General features: G+C 53.7%; 16 protein-coding genes and 1 other RNA gene. 11 read left to right on the forward strand and 6 right to left on the reverse strand.

The features are described from left to right. Positions 1 to 18: 18 nt before the first annotated feature. A complete protein-coding gene (locus tag BZG74_RS02150; protein ID WP_077578688.1) occupies positions 19 to 549 on the reverse strand; it encodes a DNA polymerase III subunit chi in 531 nt (176 codons plus the stop codon). A 147-nt stretch (positions 550 to 696) separates the two neighbouring features. Beyond that, a complete protein-coding gene (pepA, locus tag BZG74_RS02155; RefSeq protein WP_077578689.1) occupies positions 697 to 2,208 on the reverse strand; it encodes a leucyl aminopeptidase in 1,512 nt (503 codons plus the stop codon). A 191-nt stretch (positions 2,209 to 2,399) separates the two neighbouring features. On the opposite strand from pepA, the gene lptF reads away from it, so the two are divergent. After that, positions 2,400 to 3,500, forward strand: coding sequence for an LPS export ABC transporter permease LptF (gene lptF, locus BZG74_RS02160; RefSeq protein WP_077771148.1), 1,101 nt, complete (start codon positions 2,400 to 2,402; stop codon positions 3,498 to 3,500). Next, a complete protein-coding gene (lptG, locus tag BZG74_RS02165) occupies positions 3,500 to 4,573 on the forward strand; it encodes an LPS export ABC transporter permease LptG (protein WP_077771149.1) in 1,074 nt (357 codons plus the stop codon). The genes lptF and lptG overlap by 1 nt, the downstream gene beginning before the upstream one ends. 85 nt (positions 4,574 to 4,658) lie before the next feature. Here the strand turns inward: lptG and BZG74_RS02170 are convergent, their stop codons facing one another. The 4 genes from BZG74_RS02170 to BZG74_RS02185 are packed head-to-tail and all read right to left on the reverse strand — an operon-like array spanning position 4,659 to position 8,005. Beyond that, positions 4,659 to 5,189, reverse strand: a complete 531-nt coding sequence (locus tag BZG74_RS02170) for a BON domain-containing protein (RefSeq protein ID WP_077771150.1) — start codon at positions 5,187 to 5,189, stop codon at positions 4,659 to 4,661. 3 nt (positions 5,190 to 5,192) lie between these two features. After that, positions 5,193 to 5,783, reverse strand: a complete 591-nt coding sequence (locus tag BZG74_RS02175) for a phosphoheptose isomerase (protein WP_046073955.1) — start codon at positions 5,781 to 5,783, stop codon at positions 5,193 to 5,195. A 3-nt stretch (positions 5,784 to 5,786) separates the two neighbouring features. Continuing rightward, positions 5,787 to 6,152 carry a YraN family protein gene (locus BZG74_RS02180; RefSeq protein WP_077771151.1) on the reverse strand — a complete coding sequence of 122 codons (366 nt, stop codon included), beginning with the start codon at positions 6,150 to 6,152 and terminating at the stop codon, positions 5,787 to 5,789. Then, the gene (locus BZG74_RS02185; RefSeq protein ID WP_077771152.1) at positions 6,149 to 8,005 is read right to left on the reverse strand and encodes a penicillin-binding protein activator; all 1,857 of its coding nucleotides are present in this window, start codon (positions 8,003 to 8,005) and stop codon (positions 6,149 to 6,151) included. Before BZG74_RS02185 ends, BZG74_RS02180 begins: the two co-directional genes overlap by 4 nt. Before the next feature lie 55 nt (positions 8,006 to 8,060). Between BZG74_RS02185 and rsmI the strand changes: the two genes are divergently transcribed. The 9 genes from rsmI (at position 8,061) to mraY (ending at position 17,031) form a co-directional block, all read left to right on the forward strand. Next, positions 8,061 to 8,918 (forward strand): 16S rRNA (cytidine(1402)-2'-O)-methyltransferase, encoded by an 858-nt coding sequence (rsmI, locus tag BZG74_RS02190; protein ID WP_077771153.1) that lies wholly within the window; start codon positions 8,061 to 8,063, stop codon positions 8,916 to 8,918. Positions 8,919 to 8,972: 54 nt separating this feature from the next. Next, positions 8,973 to 9,353, forward strand: an RNA gene (rnpB, locus tag BZG74_RS02195) — RNase P RNA component class A. Positions 9,354 to 9,604: 251 nt separating this feature from the next. After that, positions 9,605 to 10,063 carry a division/cell wall cluster transcriptional repressor MraZ gene (gene mraZ, locus BZG74_RS02205; protein WP_077578698.1) on the forward strand — a complete coding sequence of 153 codons (459 nt, stop codon included), beginning with the start codon at positions 9,605 to 9,607 and terminating at the stop codon, positions 10,061 to 10,063. 16 nt (positions 10,064 to 10,079) lie between these two features. Then, positions 10,080 to 11,030, forward strand: coding sequence for a 16S rRNA (cytosine(1402)-N(4))-methyltransferase RsmH (gene rsmH / locus BZG74_RS02210; RefSeq protein WP_077771154.1), 951 nt, complete (start codon positions 10,080 to 10,082; stop codon positions 11,028 to 11,030). A 3-nt stretch (positions 11,031 to 11,033) separates the two neighbouring features. Further along, positions 11,034 to 11,363: a cell division protein FtsL gene (gene ftsL / locus BZG74_RS02215; protein WP_077578700.1), complete on the forward strand. Its 330-nt coding sequence runs from the start codon at positions 11,034 to 11,036 to the stop codon at positions 11,361 to 11,363. Further along, positions 11,360 to 13,126, forward strand: a complete 1,767-nt coding sequence (locus tag BZG74_RS02220) for a penicillin-binding transpeptidase domain-containing protein (RefSeq protein ID WP_077771155.1) — start codon at positions 11,360 to 11,362, stop codon at positions 13,124 to 13,126. Before ftsL ends, BZG74_RS02220 begins: the two co-directional genes overlap by 4 nt. Then, positions 13,119 to 14,585 (forward strand): UDP-N-acetylmuramoyl-L-alanyl-D-glutamate--2,6-diaminopimelate ligase, encoded by a 1,467-nt coding sequence (gene murE / locus BZG74_RS02225; RefSeq protein ID WP_077771156.1) that lies wholly within the window; start codon positions 13,119 to 13,121, stop codon positions 14,583 to 14,585. Before BZG74_RS02220 ends, murE begins: the two co-directional genes overlap by 8 nt. Further along, positions 14,582 to 15,949 carry a UDP-N-acetylmuramoyl-tripeptide--D-alanyl-D-alanine ligase gene (locus BZG74_RS02230; RefSeq protein WP_077771157.1) on the forward strand — a complete coding sequence of 456 codons (1,368 nt, stop codon included), beginning with the start codon at positions 14,582 to 14,584 and terminating at the stop codon, positions 15,947 to 15,949. The genes murE and BZG74_RS02230 overlap by 4 nt, the downstream gene beginning before the upstream one ends. Further along, positions 15,949 to 17,031, forward strand: coding sequence for a phospho-N-acetylmuramoyl-pentapeptide-transferase (mraY, locus tag BZG74_RS02235; RefSeq protein WP_046073965.1), 1,083 nt, complete (start codon positions 15,949 to 15,951; stop codon positions 17,029 to 17,031). The genes BZG74_RS02230 and mraY overlap by 1 nt, the downstream gene beginning before the upstream one ends. The last annotated feature ends 2 nt before the right edge of the window (positions 17,032 to 17,033 follow it).

Raw genomic sequence — 17,033 nt, forward strand, 5'->3', positions numbered from 1 at the left:
AGCGCTCTTGAAAGATCGTCAAGGTTTGGGCGATTGGTCGATGGCCAGGGTATGAAGTTGCAGGCCTGCCAGTCGGTATGCTTTATATCGGTGACGCGCGTGCTGTTTGAGCGTCTCATCGCAAGGGACGAAGTCTACCACTTGTGCAAACGAAGGCGCAAAATTTGATGGCTCTGTCGCCAAATTGATAAGCACACTGCGATGGCCCGTATGGCGTACGCCAGGCCAGCCGATTTCCACCGGTGCGCCGCCTCGCGGCCCTTCACCGACCAAGTTATGGGGCAAAAATACATCTGGGTCACGTTGCCACAGCAGATCATCGAGTTGATGCGCTTGGGCTTGGTCGTGCGCGGCCAGGTAAATGCGTTGCCCTTGTTGATAGTAGTAAAAAGCCAGTTCGATAGCGGTTGCTACTATGATTTGTGTGTCACGCTTTTGCGTGTCACTGTCTTTGTTTTCACGCGCTTGCTGTTCGGGTGTTAGCCCCGGGCGTTCGGTATCGTCGGCTGGATCAGGCGGCGATAGCAAATAAAAGGTGGCGGTGGGCATATACGCTCCTAAATATGAGAAACGGCCTCCGTCCCAAAAGCAGGGTGTCCGGGTAGCGCGAGCCCAACAACATAGCCGATTGTGCGCACAGACACCAGTATTGAATAAAGCGTGAACAAAAAAGGAGGCCGGTTGGCCTCCTTCTCCTTACTCTTCCACTTCTAGGCCAGAGCGGTTCAGTAAGAATTGAACCAACAACGGCACCGGACGACCGGTTGAGCCTTTTTCTTTTCCGCCACTTCTCCAAGCGGTACCGGCGATATCTAGGTGCGCCCAGTTATACTTTTTGGCAAAGCGCGACAAGAAACACCCGGCGGTGATGGTGCCGCCACCTTTACCGCCAATGTTGGCCATATCGGCAAACGGGCTGTCGAGCTGCTCTTGGAACTCGTCAGTCATTGGCAGGCGCCAGGCTCGGTCACCGGCTTGCTCTGAGGCGTTAATAATATCGTGCGCCAGTGGGTTTTGGTTGGCAATCAAGGCGCTGATGTGGTGGCTCAAGGCCATGATGCATGCCCCGGTTAAGGTCGCGACATCAATCACACACTCTGGCTCATAACGCTCAACATAGGTCAGGGCGTCACACAAGACTAAACGGCCTTCAGCGTCGGTGTTGAGCACTTCCACGGTTTGGCCTGACATGGTGGTGAGGATATCCCCCGGACGATACGCTTGACCGTCTGGCATGTTTTCACAGCCAGCCAGCACCCCGACAACATTAATCGGCAGGTTGAGCTCGGCAAGGGCGCGCATTACCCCAAAGACCGACGCGGCACCGCCCATGTCGTACTTCATTTCGTCCATGTTGGCACCAGGCTTGATGGAAATACCGCCCGAGTCAAAGGTCAGTCCTTTACCTACCAATACAATCGGTTTGGCGTCTGGGTCTGGGTTATTTTTGTACTCCATGATTGACATCATCGACTCATTTTTTGAGCCTCGGCCAACGGCTAAGTACGAATGCATGCCCAGTTTTTCCATTTCTTGCTCGCCGATGATACGGGTTGTGACCGTTTCATAGTCGTCGGCAAGACGACGCGCTTGCGAGGCAAGGTAGGCCGGGTTGGCCACGTTGGGTGGCATATTACCCAAGTCTTTACAGGCGTTAACACCAGAGGCGACCGCCAAACCGTGCGCGATAGCGCGCTCACCCAGGTTCAGCTCACGACGTGTTGGCACGTTGAACACCATTTTGCGCAATGGGCGGCGAATTTCTGGCTTAACGCTTTTGAATTGATTAAAGGTGTACAAGCTGTCTTTGGTGCTCTCAACCGCTTGGCGGACTTTCCAGTAGGTGTCGCGCCCTTTAACGTGCAGCTCGGTTAAGAAGCAGACCGCTTCCATCGACCCGGTTTCGTTCAGGGTGTTGATGGTTTTTTTAATGATTTCTTTATACTGGCGCTCGCCCAGCTCACGTTCTTTACCGCAGCCGACCAACAGTACGCGTTCTGATAGGACATTCGGGACATGGTGCAGCAGGAGCACTTGGCCGGGTTTTCCTTCCAGATCACCGCGGCGCAGCAAGGCGCTGATGTAGCCGTCGCTGATTTTATCGAGCTGCTCAGCCACAGGGGAGAGGCGGCGAGGCTCAAATACTCCGACGACAATACAGGCACTGCGTTGCTTTTCGGGGCTACCGCTCTTTACACTGAACTCCATTTGTACTCCTAGATCCTAAAGACAATTGAGACCAAATGTTGGATAATGCCGCCTCTATGTTGTTGAACGCTCTACATGCGCCCGGATCAGCCGGCGGTCAACAAATGGCCGAAAGATTAGAAAACAACTAATTAAACCAGAAACTATAGTTATTCGAGTAAAAAAACAAGTTTTCCATAGGTGCCTTCGCTTTGATAATTGTTCGATATTTGATCCGGGAGACGGTTAAGACACAAGTTGCAGTCTTATTTGTGTTATTTCTGGTCTTTTTCAGCCAAAAGTTCATCCGTGTGCTGGCCAATGCTACGGAGGGATCGATCCCTAGTGATCAAATTATTACCTTAGTGGGTTTGTACATGCCGTCGATGGCGATGTTGATGTTGCCACTAAGTTTGTATATCGGGATCTTGATCACTTTTGGCCGCCTGTATGCCGAGAGTGAGATCACCGTGATGAACGCCACCGGGATCGGTAACGAGTTTCTGATCCGGGCGGCGCTTTATTTGGCGATCATTACCGGCTCGGTGGCCGCCTTTAACGCACTCTGGCTAACACCGTGGGCCAATAACCAAGAATTAGAAGTCATGGAGCAGCTGGAAGCTAAATCGGGGCTGGAGCTGCTGGTGCAGGGTCAGTTTCAAAGCGCCCCTTCCGGCGAAGCGGTCATTTTTGTCGATAACATTGAAGATGATGGCCAAACCCTCAATCAGGTGTTTGTTGCCCAGCCGGTGCCGCGTGGCTCTTTGCTGCCCAATGTGGTGGTGGCTGACAAAGGCTATGTCTCTGAGCTCGACGATGGCCGCCAAGTACTGGACCTGGTCGACGGCACCCGCACTGAGGGATTACCCACCCAGCTTAACTATGGTGTGACTACCTACGAGAACTATCAGGTGCTGATTGGTCAGCGTGAGGTGCGCGAGAAAAGTCGCGATTGGGATGCGGTGCCTACGCTGCAACTGTTTGGTGAGTCGAGCTTAAAAGCGCGCGCTGAACTGCAGTGGCGTATCTCTTTGGTGCTGTGTATTCCGTTGATGACCATGATTGTGGTGCCATTGTCGGCGGTGAATCCACGCCAAGGGCGGTTCGCTAAGCTATTCCCCGCGATTTTGATTTATCTGGCGTACTTTTTGTCGATCAGTGCCGCCAAATCGGCGGTCGAAGATGGCGATCTCCCCGCTCAAATTGGGCTTTGGAGTGTCAATATCGCTGCTTTGTTATTGGCTATGGTGCTTGCCGGTTGGGATTCGCTACCGGTGCGAAAACTCAAAGCTAGCTTAAAAGGATCTGCCTGATGTTTCGCATTCTTGATTGGTACATTGGTCGCACGCTGATTGGCACCTCCTCGTTATGCCTAGCAACCTTGGTGGGGTTGTCAGCGATCATCAAATTTGTTGAGCAGCTGCGCTCAGTGGGTGATGGCACCTACACCATGGGTAAAGCCATTTTATACGTGGTATTGAGTGTTCCCCGTGACATTGAAATGTTTTTCCCAATGGCGGTATTGCTGGGTGCCTTGATTGGGTTAGGGATGCTGGCATCCAGCTCCGAGCTGGTGGTGATGCAGGCGGCGGGCATTTCTAAGCTGCAAATCGGTATGTCGGTGCTCAAAACCGCGATTCCCTTGATGCTCATCGTGATGGTGCTGGGCCAATGGGGCGCGCCCGATGCGCAAAAAGCGGCGCGTGAGTTGCGTGCCATTGCTAAATCAGGCGGCAATGTGATGTCGGTGAGGCGCGGCGTGTGGGCGAAAGACGGTAATGACTTTATCTATATTGCCCGCGCCGATGAGCAAGATAACCTCACGGGTGTGAGCATCTGGAAGTTTGACGATCAACAAAACATGACCAATGTGGTGTTTGCCGAAAGTGCTGACTACCTTAATCAAGACAGTTGGATGCTTAAAGATGTCACCATTACCCGGATGCAAAAGCGCGAAGCGATTTCTAACGTGCAGCAAGATCAACTGGTGTGGAAAACCACGCTGACCCCCGACAAGTTAGCAGTGGTGACGGTGAAACCCGAGGAGCTCTCTTTGTCAGGCTTGTACAGCTACGTCACTTACTTGCAGGCGTCTCAACAAGATGCCTCTCGCTACGAGCTTGCTTTATGGCGTAAAGCGGTGCAGCCGTTGTCGATTGCAGTCATGATGTTGCTGGCGCTCAGCTTTGTGTTTGGCCCACTGCGGAGCGTGACCATGGGGGCGCGCGTGCTCTCTGGGGTGATCTTTGGTTTTGGCTTTTATATTGCCAATGAGGTCTTTGGGCCTATGAGCTTGGTATACAAATTACCGCCAGCGGTTGGTGCCATTACCCCAAGTGTGATTTTCTTAATGATCACTTTGCTGCTACTTCGGCGCAAGTTGTAGTGCCATACCTGATAGACGAAATAAAAAGGCCAAGGGAAATCCTTGGCCTTTTTACGGTCTGGACTAACGAAACTGTTAACTCATGCTAGTCCTTGTACTGGAACGCTTTGATCACACGCTCGACGCCACGCACATTGCGGGCGATATCCACCGCTTTGTCCGCTTGTGCTTGGGTCACGGCTCCCATTAAAAACACTTCTCGGGCTTCGGTGATCACCTTGATATTGACCGAACGCAACTGATCATCAGCCACGAATGCCGCTTTCACGCGGGTCGTGAGCCAGCTATCGGTGCTGATGTCGGCAAGGCCAATCATGGGTGCATCGCGCACTTCGTTGTAGACCACGTCGACATTGTCCAATGCGCGAATGCGCTCAACCAATTGCTCGGTCAGAGCCGGATCGGTACTTTGCCCCACTAACAGTGCTTGCCCTTGAAAAGCAGCCGCTTTTGCACGAATTTTGTTTCTAAACGGCGGTTTATTGACAATCCCAGCGGTGTTTAGGCCAATTTGTGTGTCCTGCCACTCCTCGCCGGTGGTGCGTGGGTCGGAGGAGTAAACGGTTGAGCACGCTTGCAAGGCAAGCACAAACATCAAGGTGATTATCAGGCGCATGGTTTATTCTCCGTGAGAAGGGAAGAGCACCTGATCGATAAGGTCGCACAAGCAGTGTACGGTGAGTAAGTGCCCTTCTTGGATCCGTGCGGTACGTTGTGACGGAATGCGGATCTCGACATCGCGCTGCCCGAGCAACCCGGCCATTTCTCCACCGTCTTTTCCGGTCATCGCAATAATGGTCATATCACGGGTCACCGCGGCTTCCATGGCTTTGATGATGTCTTTACTGTTACCACTGGTAGAGATCGCCAGCAAGATATCGCCAGCTTGTCCTAAGGCGCGTACTTGCTTAGAAAACACTTCGTCATGGCTATAGTCATTGGCCACCGCCGTCAAGGTGGTGGTGTCTGTGGTCAGTGCTAATGCTGGCAAGCTCGGGCGCTCGGTTTCAAAGCGATTAAGCAAGCAAGAGGCAAAATGCTGGGCATTGGCGGCTGAGCCACCGTTACCGCAACAGAGGATTTTGTTGCCATTAAGCAGGCTTTGTACCATCACCTGAGCCGATTGTGATAGGTACTCAGGGATTGCCTCAGCGGCAGCTATCTGGGTTTGAATACTTTCGGTAAAGCTCTCTTTGATGCTCTCTAGCATGACTTACCCTTGAACGATGTTTTTAATCCAGTTGACCGCCTCAACACTGCCATCAAAGGTGACGGCGTCAAAGCGAAATTCGGTTTGTGTACTTTTTATGCCGCGACATTGCATCCAGCGTTCTGCCGCCAGAATTAAGCGTCGCTGCTTGGCGGTGGTAATGCTGGCAGCTGCCCCACCAAATCCGCGCCCTTGGCGAAAACGGACTTCGACGAACACCAAGCAGGTGCCGTCTTGCATCACTAAGTCGATTTCTCCACGGCGACTATGCGCGTTTTTATCCAAAATGGTCAGCCCATGGCGAACGAGGTACTGGCAAGCTTGTGCTTCGTAAGCTTGCCCTTTCGCCCTAGGCTGAGGACGTATCACTGCGCATCCTGCGTGGTTTGGTTAGTAATGGGCTCGATATCTGTCTTGCCAAACCGCGCCCAGTCCAGTTGTCGATGGATAACACAGTGTTCCGCCAGTGATAATTGGCCTGTTTGGCCACTCAACTGGTAGCCAGGTTGTGCCTGCATTTGCGGTAACCCTTTCAGCAGGCCGTATGCATCCATCCCAAGCGCGTGTAAACGCGTGGTGTTATTGCTCGGCGAAGGATGGCGCTGCTGGTATTGCTGATACGCTGCGCTTTGGCTGCTAATCAGCAGCGGAATATCACTAAACTCGATGCCCTGCAGTTCGGCTAATTGTCCCATCCCGTCTGCGCGGTTGTTGCTGCGTGAGCTGGCGTACAGCTTGGGTGGCTGCACATCCGGATTAATGGCCACTTCGATAAAGGGTTTGAGCAAGGTAAGCTCGGCGGCACCGGCGACCATATACACGGCATCAATGTCCCGACGACTCCGTGCTTGTGATTGCAACGGCAAGTCGGTGAGCTGCTTCATTTGGGCGATTCGACGTTGACTGGCGTCTAAGCCGAAAATATCACGGATGCGCGCTTGCATCTTATCACGATCACCCAACGGTGCGCGCTCTACGTCTGTATCCGTCAATGATTGCCAGCGCGCGGAGAAGGCGTCGCGCATTCGCTGTCCAAAGGCTGAGTCAGGATAGAGCACCAGCGGGAATTGATATCCCTGTTGGTGTAAGCGATCGGCCGCTTGCGCTGCTTCTTGTTCGGGGGATAAGGTGAAATAACATACCCCTTGCTGGTAGCGATCATCCGTTGGTTCATTGAGCGCTAACACTGGCACTTGTCCAGCAATGGCGTTGCTCACAGCGGCTACCTTGTGTTTTTGCAAAGGCCCGACGACAAAATCGACATCGTCCTGGGTGATGCGTTGGGTGAGCGTATCAATATCCAAGGCGTTGGTGTCGTAAAAGCGTATCTTGGGACGTTGCTCAGCATTAGCATCCAGCATGGCTTCGACAAAGCCATCCCGAATCGCATCCCCTTGTTCGGAGAACTTGTCGGTCAGTGGCAGCATTACACCAACATGGGTGGGTTGGGTGATGGTCAACGCCTGGATATCAGCCAAGTTATCAGGGAGATATTGGTTTGCTGGGTGCGCAGGATGCGACGCTAAGTAGGCATCCAACTGGCTTTGCATCTCTGCCACATCGCCGGCGTAACGACGAGCGATATCAAGTAACGCAACCCAGCCGGCAAGAATGTCATCGTCGCTGTTTTGCAGCTGTTTGATTTCATTTTGGCTGAGTAACTGTAAATCTTGCCATAAGGTATTCCAGGTCTGCTGCGCGTCATTGGCGCTGGCATAATTCGCTAATTGGTACTGGTTTTTTACCGCGCCGAGCGCATTGTCTTGCTGGCGGGCAATCTTGGCTTTTTGCTGGTAAAAGCGCACATACTGGCTGTCTTTAAGCTGCCAATTGGGAGCAAGCGTCAGTAGCTGGTTGGCATCGGCGAGTTGGCCGGTTTGCGCCAAAAAGCGCGCGCGCGCCAAGGTCCACTCAATGCGTTGTTGGGTGTTGAGTTGGCGCTCCGACAAGCGTTGTAATAGCACGTCGGCTTGGTTGAGCTGTTGCTCGTTAAGCAGTGCTTTTATCGCCAGTAGATACCAGTCGTTTTGCTTCTCACCTTGGCTGGTTTCCGCTTGCAACAGGTAAAATGTCGAATTCTCCGTTGCCGGCTGACTGATGACATCACGCGCAGTTGGCGTAGACGTCGGAGCACTACACGCAGCCAGCGCTAACGCTAGGGCTACAGGGGTGATAAGTCGTGTTACACTTTGACGCTTCTGGGTAAGTTTAACCATGAACATGTTTCAACCGTGACAACGTTGCCCCTATCTTAATCGCCGAAGGGTTGTTAAACAAATGACTGATGCAAATCTATCCGACCATGCTCACCCCACGCTGTATATTGTGCCGACACCGATAGGCAACTTGGCGGATATTACCCAGCGTGCACTCGATGTTTTAGCCAGTGTGGATCTGGTTGCTGCCGAAGATACACGTCATACCGCTCGGCTGCTCTCGCATTTTTCTATCAATGCGAAGACCTTTGCGTTGCACGAGCATAACGAGCAGCAAAAAGCGGCGGCATTATTAGCGCGCTTGCAACAAGGCCAGTCAGTTGCATTAGTCTCGGACGCGGGGACGCCGCTGATTAGCGACCCTGGCTACCATTTGGTCACGCAATGCCGTGAAGCGGGCGTGCGGGTGGTGCCTTTGCCTGGGGCCTGTGCGGTGGTCACCGCATTAAGTGCCTCTGGCTTGCCTTCAGACCGTTTTAGTTTTGAAGGGTTCCTGCCACCGAAAACAAAAGCACGCCAGGATACGTTCCGCGCCTTGGCCGATGATCCTCGCACCCTGATTTTCTATGAGTCGCCGCACCGTATTCGCGACAGCTTGGCGGATATGCGTGAAGTGTTGGGTGAGGCGCGCCGCGTGGTATTGGCGCGTGAGTTGACCAAAACCTTTGAGACCATTCATGGGGCACCTTTAGGCGAACTGATTGATTGGTTAAATGAAGATGCCAACCGGCTGCGCGGTGAAATGGTGTTATTGGTAGCCGGTTATCGTGCCGATAAGAGCGCGTTGCCCTCGGCGGCGTGTCATGCCCTCGGTTTATTGGCCGCTGAGCTACCCCTGAAAAAGGCGGCGGCATTAGTCGCGGAATTGTATTCGGTTAAAAAGAACGCACTCTATAAGTGGGGCTTGGAGAATCTGTAGCTAAGCGTGATTTACGCTGGCTTGCGTGGTGATTCTTCTATATACTCCCCCGCTCGAGTTGGCCAGGTAACCGCTGCTTTATTGATGTCCCACGGGAGACTGATAAAGGGGAGGAAAGTCCGGGCTCCTCAGGGCAGGGTGCCAGGTAACGCCTGGGAGGCGCGAGCCTACGACCAGTGCAGCAGAGAGTAGACCGCCGATGGCTCTTCGGAGCACAGGTAAGGGTGAAAGGGTGCGGTAAGAGCGCACCGCGCGGCTGGCAACAGTTCGTGGCACGGTAAACTCCACCCGGAGCAAGACCAAATAGGTCCCTATTGGCGCGGCCCGCGTTTGGGGACGGGTAGGTTGCTGGAGCCTGTGAGCGATTGCAGGCCTAGACGAATGGTTACCGCCGTTTTTACGGTACAGAACCCGGCTTATAGGCCAACTCACCTCTTTATCGGGCGAGCCTTTTGGGCTCGCCCTCTCTTTTTCAGCGTTTGTATCAGACGATTTGGTTATAACCTGATGTGGCTGGTTGGCTTGGCGACTGATTAACCCGCTGAAATATCTCTTTAATCTTCCTAAGTGTGATCTTTGTCACTGTGATGGCTTGCTTGACTTTCTTTTTACCTGCTACGTACACTTCTGGGTGGGAAAATGTGGTGTAAAGTGGATAATCTTGGTGAAAAAGGGAAAATAGCGCCATGTTACGCGGCGTCAGTGCCATATCGGTCGACAAAAAAGGGCGGCTAGCCCTGCCAACTCGCTATCGCGATGGGTTAATTAACCATTGTGACGGCCAGTTTGTGTGCACGATCGATCACCAGCTCCCTTGTTTGGCCTTGTATCCCGTCCCTGAGTGGGAGGTGATAGAAGACAAGCTTGCGCAGCTGTCGAGCTTTCAGCCGGCAGAACGACGCTTGCAGCGCTTGCTACTCGGCCATGCCTTTGATTGTGAGATGGATGGCCAAGGTCGGCTATTGTTGTCCGCGACGTTGCGCCAGTACGCCGGGCTTGAGGGCAAAGCGATGCTGGTGGGCCAACTCAATAAGTTTGAGATTTGGGATGAGCAGACATGGCAGGCACAAATTCGCCAGGATATGGACACACAGGCGGAATCAACCCCGATGATCAGTGAGCGGTTAGCTGACCTCTCTCTGTAAACAATGAAGTGAACTTATGTCAGAACAATATACCCATGTTTCCGTCCTATTGAACGAATCGGTAGACGGCCTCGCGATAAAGCCAGACGGCATTTATGTCGATGGTACTTTTGGTCGCGGCGGTCACTCTCGCCATATTTTATCGCAGCTGGGTGAAAACGGGCGTTTGTACGCAATTGATCGCGACCCTCGCGCGATTGAAGAAGCCAACACCATTGACGATCCTCGCTTTCAAATCATTCATGGCCCTTTTTCTGACATCGACGCCTATCTGCGTGACCGGGGCTTGAGTGAAAAAGTGGATGGCATCTTGCTTGATCTGGGCGTGTCGTCTCCGCAGCTAGACGATCCTAGCCGTGGATTCAGCTTTATGCACGACGGCCCTTTAGATATGCGTATGGATCCCAGTAGCGGCCAGTCAGCGGCGCAGTGGTTAGAAACCGCCAGCCCAGACGACATTGCTTGGGTGTTAAAGGTGTTTGGTGAAGAACGTTTTGCTCGCCGAATTGCTAATGCAATTGTGCGTCATCGTGAGGATGAAGAAGCGACCCCGCTAACCACCACCAATCAGCTAGCCAAACTGATTGATCATGCGGTGCCGTTTAGAGAAAAGAAAAAGCACCCGGCGACGCGCAGCTTCCAAGCGATTCGCATTTATATCAACAGTGAATTAGATGAGATTGAGCAGGCACTGCAAGGTGCGCTGGCAAGCCTCGCCCCCGGTGGCCGTTTGTCTGTGATCAGCTTTCACTCGTTAGAAGATCGAATGGTGAAGCGTTTTATTCGCAAGCAAAGCAAGGGGCCTGATGTGCCCAAAGGGGTGCCATTGACTGAAGCGCAGATCGCGGAGCTCGGTTCGGCGGCGATGAAGCCTATTGGTAAGGCGATTAAACCGTCTGCCGAAGAGGTGGCGCAAAACGCGCGCGCGCGTAGTTCGGTATTACGCATCGCGGAGAAATTAGGGTAAATCATGGAGCCGCGGCCAAGCCTTGCCAAACAAATTCGTCAAGACTTGCTGGCTATCGGCAAATTGCCGCTGGGATTGTTGGTCGCGGTGTTGCTATCAGCGATCGCTGTGGTGTCGATGACCCAATCGACGCGCAGTTTGATTGCCAAACAAGATGCGCTGCTTGAGCAGCGCGAAACGCTCGAAGTGGAGTGGCGAAATCAATTGCTAGAAGAAAACGCGTTATCTGAACATAGCCATGTGGAGGCAGTTGCGCGTGAGTCTTTTGGCATGATTCGACCGACCAGTGATAACGAAGTGATCGTCAAACGGTCTTTGAGTAATAGCCGGTGAAAAAACGTACTAGCAAGCCTGCCAATCGCCGTACACCAAAAGCGCCACCTGTGCTGATACAGTGGCGCTTTGGCCTTATTTGCGCGTTTATCGCGTTGGCCTTGGTCGCACTGGTGGCTCGTGCGGCGTATATCCAAGTGATTGAGCCCGACCGGCTGCGTCATGAGGGTGACTTGCGCTCAGTACGGGTTGAACAAGTACATTCCGCGCGTGGGATGATTGAAGACCGCCAAGGCGAGCCATTGGCGGTCAGTGTCCCCGTGCAAGCGGTGTGGGCCGATCCGGTGACGGTGTTTAAACACCAGGGACTGAACAACGTTGAACGCTGGTACGCGCTGGCTGATGTGCTGGGCCTAGACCGCCAGGCGTTGATTGACAAGATTCAAGCGAACCGTAAGCGGCGTTTTGTTTATCTGCAGCGCCAAGTGCGCCCCGCAATGGCCGCGTATGTGAACAAGCTTGACTTGCCCGGCGTGGGTCTTAAAGCCGAGTCTCGCCGTTTTTATCCTAGTGCTGAGGTAAGTGCCCACTTAGTGGGGATGACAGGCATTGACGGCCATGGTCTGGAAGGCATTGAACGCCGTTTTGATGACTGGCTTGCCGGAGAGCATGGCAAGCGCACCGTGCGTAAAGACAGGTTTGGCCGTGTGGTCGAGCACATTGCCACTGAAGACAAAAAAGAAGGCCAGTCGCTCACGCTCAGTATCGACCAGCGTTTGCAAGCCATCGCTTACCGTGCGATTAAGCAAGCGGTGGCCGACTATCGCGCCACGTCCGGTTCGTTGGTGATGGTGGATGTCAAAACCGGCGAAGTGATGGCAATGGTGAATGCCCCCTCTTATAACCCTAACAATCGCAGCTCGCTGAAAAGCTTTAATATGCGTAACCGCGCGATCACTGACGTGTTTGAGCCGGGGTCAACCATGAAACCTTTTGTGGTGCTCACCGCGTTGGAAAACGGTGTCGCGGATATGGACACCGTGATTGATACCGGCAATGGCATCATGCAAATCGGCGGCAGTCGTGTGCGTGACGTCTCCAAAGTGGGTAAAGCCAACCTGGCGCGGATCCTCAAAAAATCGAGCAACATCGGTGTCAGTAAGCTGTCGTTGGCGATGCCCGTGGAAACCTTATTGGGTGAATACGGTAGCTTTGGCTTGGGGGCAAGTACTGGCGTCGAGTTGGTTGGTGAATCGGTAGGGCACTTCCCCTCACGCCGCCGCTGGTCAGACTTTGAACGGGCGACGCTGGCCTTTGGCTATGGCTTGTCAGTGACGCCGGCGCAACTGGCGCGTGCCTATGCCACGCTCGGTTCGCTGGGTATCAATCGTCCGCTGAGTATTTTAAAGCGCGAGGGAGTGACTGAAGGGAAACAAGTCGCCTCGCGTGCGAATGTGTATAAAGTGCTGCAAATGCTAGAGGGCGTGACCCAAGAAGGCGGGAGCGCACGCCGTGCCGCGGTGGATGGATATCGGGTTGGCGCGAAAACCGGTACCGCCAAAGTGGCGGTGGCAGGAGGCTATGGCGATGAGTATATCGGTTATACCGCGGGGCTGGCACCGATTAGCGATCCCAGACTGGCGATGGTGGTGGTGATTAACGAGCCTCAAGGCGACAAGTATTATGGTGGCCAGGTCGCGGCGCCGGTGTTTTCTGATGTGATGAAAAGCGCGCTCCAGATCTTAAACATTGCACCGGATGCGGGCACAGGCCCTGGGTTGCAAGTGGCTAAGTATGCAAGTGAAGTGAACCAGAATGAATGATTTAAACCAATGGCTGAGTCCGTGGCTGACAGATGCGCCGAGTGTCCCAGTAAAACAGATGACACTCGACAGTCGCTGCGTCGGTGATGGCGATGTTTTTGTGGCGGTGCAAGGCCATCAGGTCGATGGTCGTCAGTTTATTCAGGCTGCGATTGAGGCAGGTGCGGCGGCCGTGGTGCAACAAGGCGAGCACGACCAAGTAAGTTGGCACGGCCGTGTGCCCGTGATCACTGTGTGCGCCTTACCCCATGCACTGTCTGCGATGGCGGCGCGTTTTTATCACAACCCCCAGCAGCACCTGCAGATGATTGGTGTGACTGGGACCAACGGCAAAACCACGGTGTCACAACTGATTGCTCAGTGGCTTGAATCGCTAGACAAGCGCACGGCGGTAATGGGCACCACGGGCAACGGCTTTATCGGCGCGCTGAAAGCGGCCGATAACACCACCGGGGACGCAATCAGCATTCAAGCCCAGCTGGCAGACTTTGTTCAGCAAGGGGCCAGCCATGTGGCGATGGAAGTATCATCGCACGGTCTAGCGCAAGGACGCGTCGCCAGCCTTGCTTTTGATGCGGCGGTGTTTACCAATTTAAGCCATGACCACCTTGATTATCACGGCACACTGGATGCCTACGCCGAGGCGAAAAAACAACTGTTTGAGTTAGGTTTGCCACTTAAAGTCATCAATGCTGATGATAGTGTTGGTCGCACCTGGCTACAGCAATGGCCCGAGGCGATCGCGGTGGCCATGGATGCAGCTTCACTGGATGCCCACGCAGGCCGATTTGTGCACGCGACCTCGGTGGCCTATGCCAGCGATGGTGTACGGGTGCAGATTGACTCATCCTGGGGGCAAGGCGAAATTCATGCTGCTTTGGTGGGGGATTTTAACGTCAGCAATTTGCTGGTGAGCTTGGCCACCTTATTGGGGCTGGGCTATCCGTTAGCACCGTTATTGGCCGTGAGCCCGCAGCTGCAAGCTGTCACAGGGCGGATGGAGGTTTTTCTCGCTGCTGACAAACCCACAGTCGTGGTTGATTATGCTCACACGCCCGATGCGTTAGAGAAAGCGCTGCTTGCCTTGCGTCGCCATTGTAACGGTGCGCTGTGGTGCATCTTTGGCTGCGGTGGCGATCGTGATACACGCAAGCGGCCGTTAATGGCCCGTTTGGCTGAGCAGCACGCCAATCATGTGGTATTGACCAACGATAACCCACGTAGCGAAGACCCTGAGACCATTACTCAAGACATGCTTGCGGGCATGGAGGCGCCAGAGCGCGCATGGGTAAAACACGATCGCGCCGACGCGGTGAGCCAGGTTATTCGCCAAGCCAAAGCCGAGGATATTGTTTTAGTCGCAGGCAAGGGCCATGAAGATTATCAAGTTTTAGCGCACGGCAAGGTGCACTATTCCGACCGAGAGACGGTGGCCGCGCAACTCAAGGAGTTATCATGATTCGGACTTCACTCGACACGCTTGCGCACGCGGTGAACGCAACGATATTGCACCGAGAATTTGTACCGGAAAATGACCGGATTGAGGCTATCACCACAGATACCCGCGAACTTGGCCAAGGGGCGATGTTTGTTGCCCTGAAAGGTGAGCGCTTTGATGGGCATGACTTTGCAGAGCAAGCCAAAGCGGCCGGTGCGGCGGCGATAGTGGTCGAGCATCCGCTGGATGTCGCGATGCCCCAATTGTTGGTGGAGGATACACGTATCGCGCTTGGCCAGCTGGGCGCGTGGGTAAAAAGCCAGTGTCAGGTACCCACCATTGCCATCACCGGCAGCTGCGGTAAAACCACGGTAAAGCAAATGCTGGCGGCTATTCTGGCACAAAAAGGCCCGACCTTAGCCACTGCAGGCAATTTTAATAATGATATTGGTGTGCCGCTGACCCTGTTTAGACTAACCCCTGAGCACCAATATGCGGTGATTGAGCTGGGCGCGAACCATATTGGCGAGATTGCCTACACCACCGCGTTGGTGAAACCCGATATTGCCATGGTGACCAACCTGGCTGCGGCGCACCTTGAGGGGTTTGGCTCATTGGAAGGGGTGGCAATTGCCAAAGGAGAGATCTACCAAGGCTTACCAGAAGGTGGCATTGCATTGGTGAATCAGCACAGCCACGGCGACGAAAAGTGGCAAGCGGTCTTGGCTGACAAGCAGGTGATCGCCGTCACTGACACCGAGGCGGCGCCACTGAGGTTAATAGAGAGTGTGCTCACCGATGCAGGCTGTTATCAAATCACCCTCAGTGATGGCCAGATACAAAAAACGGTCACCTTGCCATTACCCGGTGTGCACAACATCACCAATGCATTGATGGCCGGTTGTGCGGCGATGCAGCTACCGGAGGTGAGTTTGGACGATGTGGTCAACGGCCTTGCCTCCGTAGAAAACGTGGCGGGACGCACTCAGGTGATAGAGCCACGCCCGGGGCTGAGGTTGATTGATGATACCTATAACGCCAGTGTGCCGGCGATGAAATCAGCCATAGATGTACTGGCCAGCTACCCTGGGGAGCGCTGGCTCATTGTGGGTGATATGGCTGAGCTGGGGCAATACAGTGAACAAATGCACCGTGAAGTGGGACAACATGCTGAAAAGGCACAGTTAGACCGTGTTTTCACGACCGGAAACGATAGCCGTGTGATCAGCGAATGCTGCGGCGGCGACCATTTTGATAGTAAAGAGGCGCTAATCGCGCATGTAGTAGCCATGATGAACACACACACACCTAACACAATTTTAATTAAAGGCGCTCGCGGGATGGCGATGGAAGCCGTGGTTGCCGCCATCAAGGAGGCTTGCTAATGCTTTTATGGTTAGCGGAGGCGTTACAAAACCTCTTACCTTCAATGCGCTTGTTTGAATACCTCACCTTTCGGGCAATTGTCAGTGCCTTGACGGCGTTACTGTTCTCGCTGTGGGCCGGACCGCGCTTGATTAAACGTTTACAATCAATGCAAATTGGCCAAGTGGTACGCGAAGAAGGGCCTGAGTCTCACTTTAGCAAGCGTGGCACGCCAACCATGGGCGGGGTGCTGATTGTTGCTGCCATCAGTTTAACCGTCTTTTTATGGGCAGACTTAGCTAACCCTTATGTGTGGGCGGTGATGGTGGTATTGCTCGGCTATGGCGCGGTGGGCTTTGTCGATGATTACCGTAAAGTGGTGCGCAAAAATACCGATGGCTTGGTGGCGCGCTGGAAGTACTTTTGGCAATCCGCCATTGCCTTAGGGGTGGCGTTTGCGCTGTATGCGCATGGCAAAGACACCGCTGCTACTCAGTTGGTGGTGCCGTTTTTCAAAGACGTGATGCCGCAACTTGGTCTGTTTTATGTGGTCTTTACCTATTTTGTGATTGTCGGCACCAGCAATGCGGTGAACCTGACGGATGGCCTCGATGGATTGGCGATTCTGCCCACCGTGATGGTCGCTGGTGGGTTTGCCTTTATTGCCTGGGCTACCGGGAACGTGAACTTTGCCAGCTACTTGCATATTCCGTATATCCAATACAGCAGTGAGCTGGTGGTGGTATGTGCCGCGATTGTCGGTGCTGGCCTTGGCTTTTTGTGGTTTAACACCTATCCGGCGCAAGTCTTCATGGGTGATGTAGGCTCGCTGGCATTAGGCGGCGCGCTCGGCACTATCGCTGTATTGGTGCGTCAAGAGCTGCTACTGATCATCATGGGCGGGGTGTTCGTGATGGAAACCGTCTCAGTGATCTTACAGGTTGGTTCTTATAAGTTGCGCGGCCAACGTATTTTCCGCATGGCGCCGATCCATCACCACTATGAACTAAAAGGCTGGCCGGAGCCGCGGGTGATCGTGCGCTTTTGGATTATTTCGTTGATGCTGGTGCTGATTGCATTGGCCACACTCAAGGTACGCTAATC

The sequence above is a fragment of the Salinivibrio sharmensis genome, assembly GCF_001995985.1.
In the GTDB taxonomy this organism is placed as follows: domain Bacteria; phylum Pseudomonadota; class Gammaproteobacteria; order Enterobacterales; family Vibrionaceae; genus Salinivibrio; species Salinivibrio sharmensis.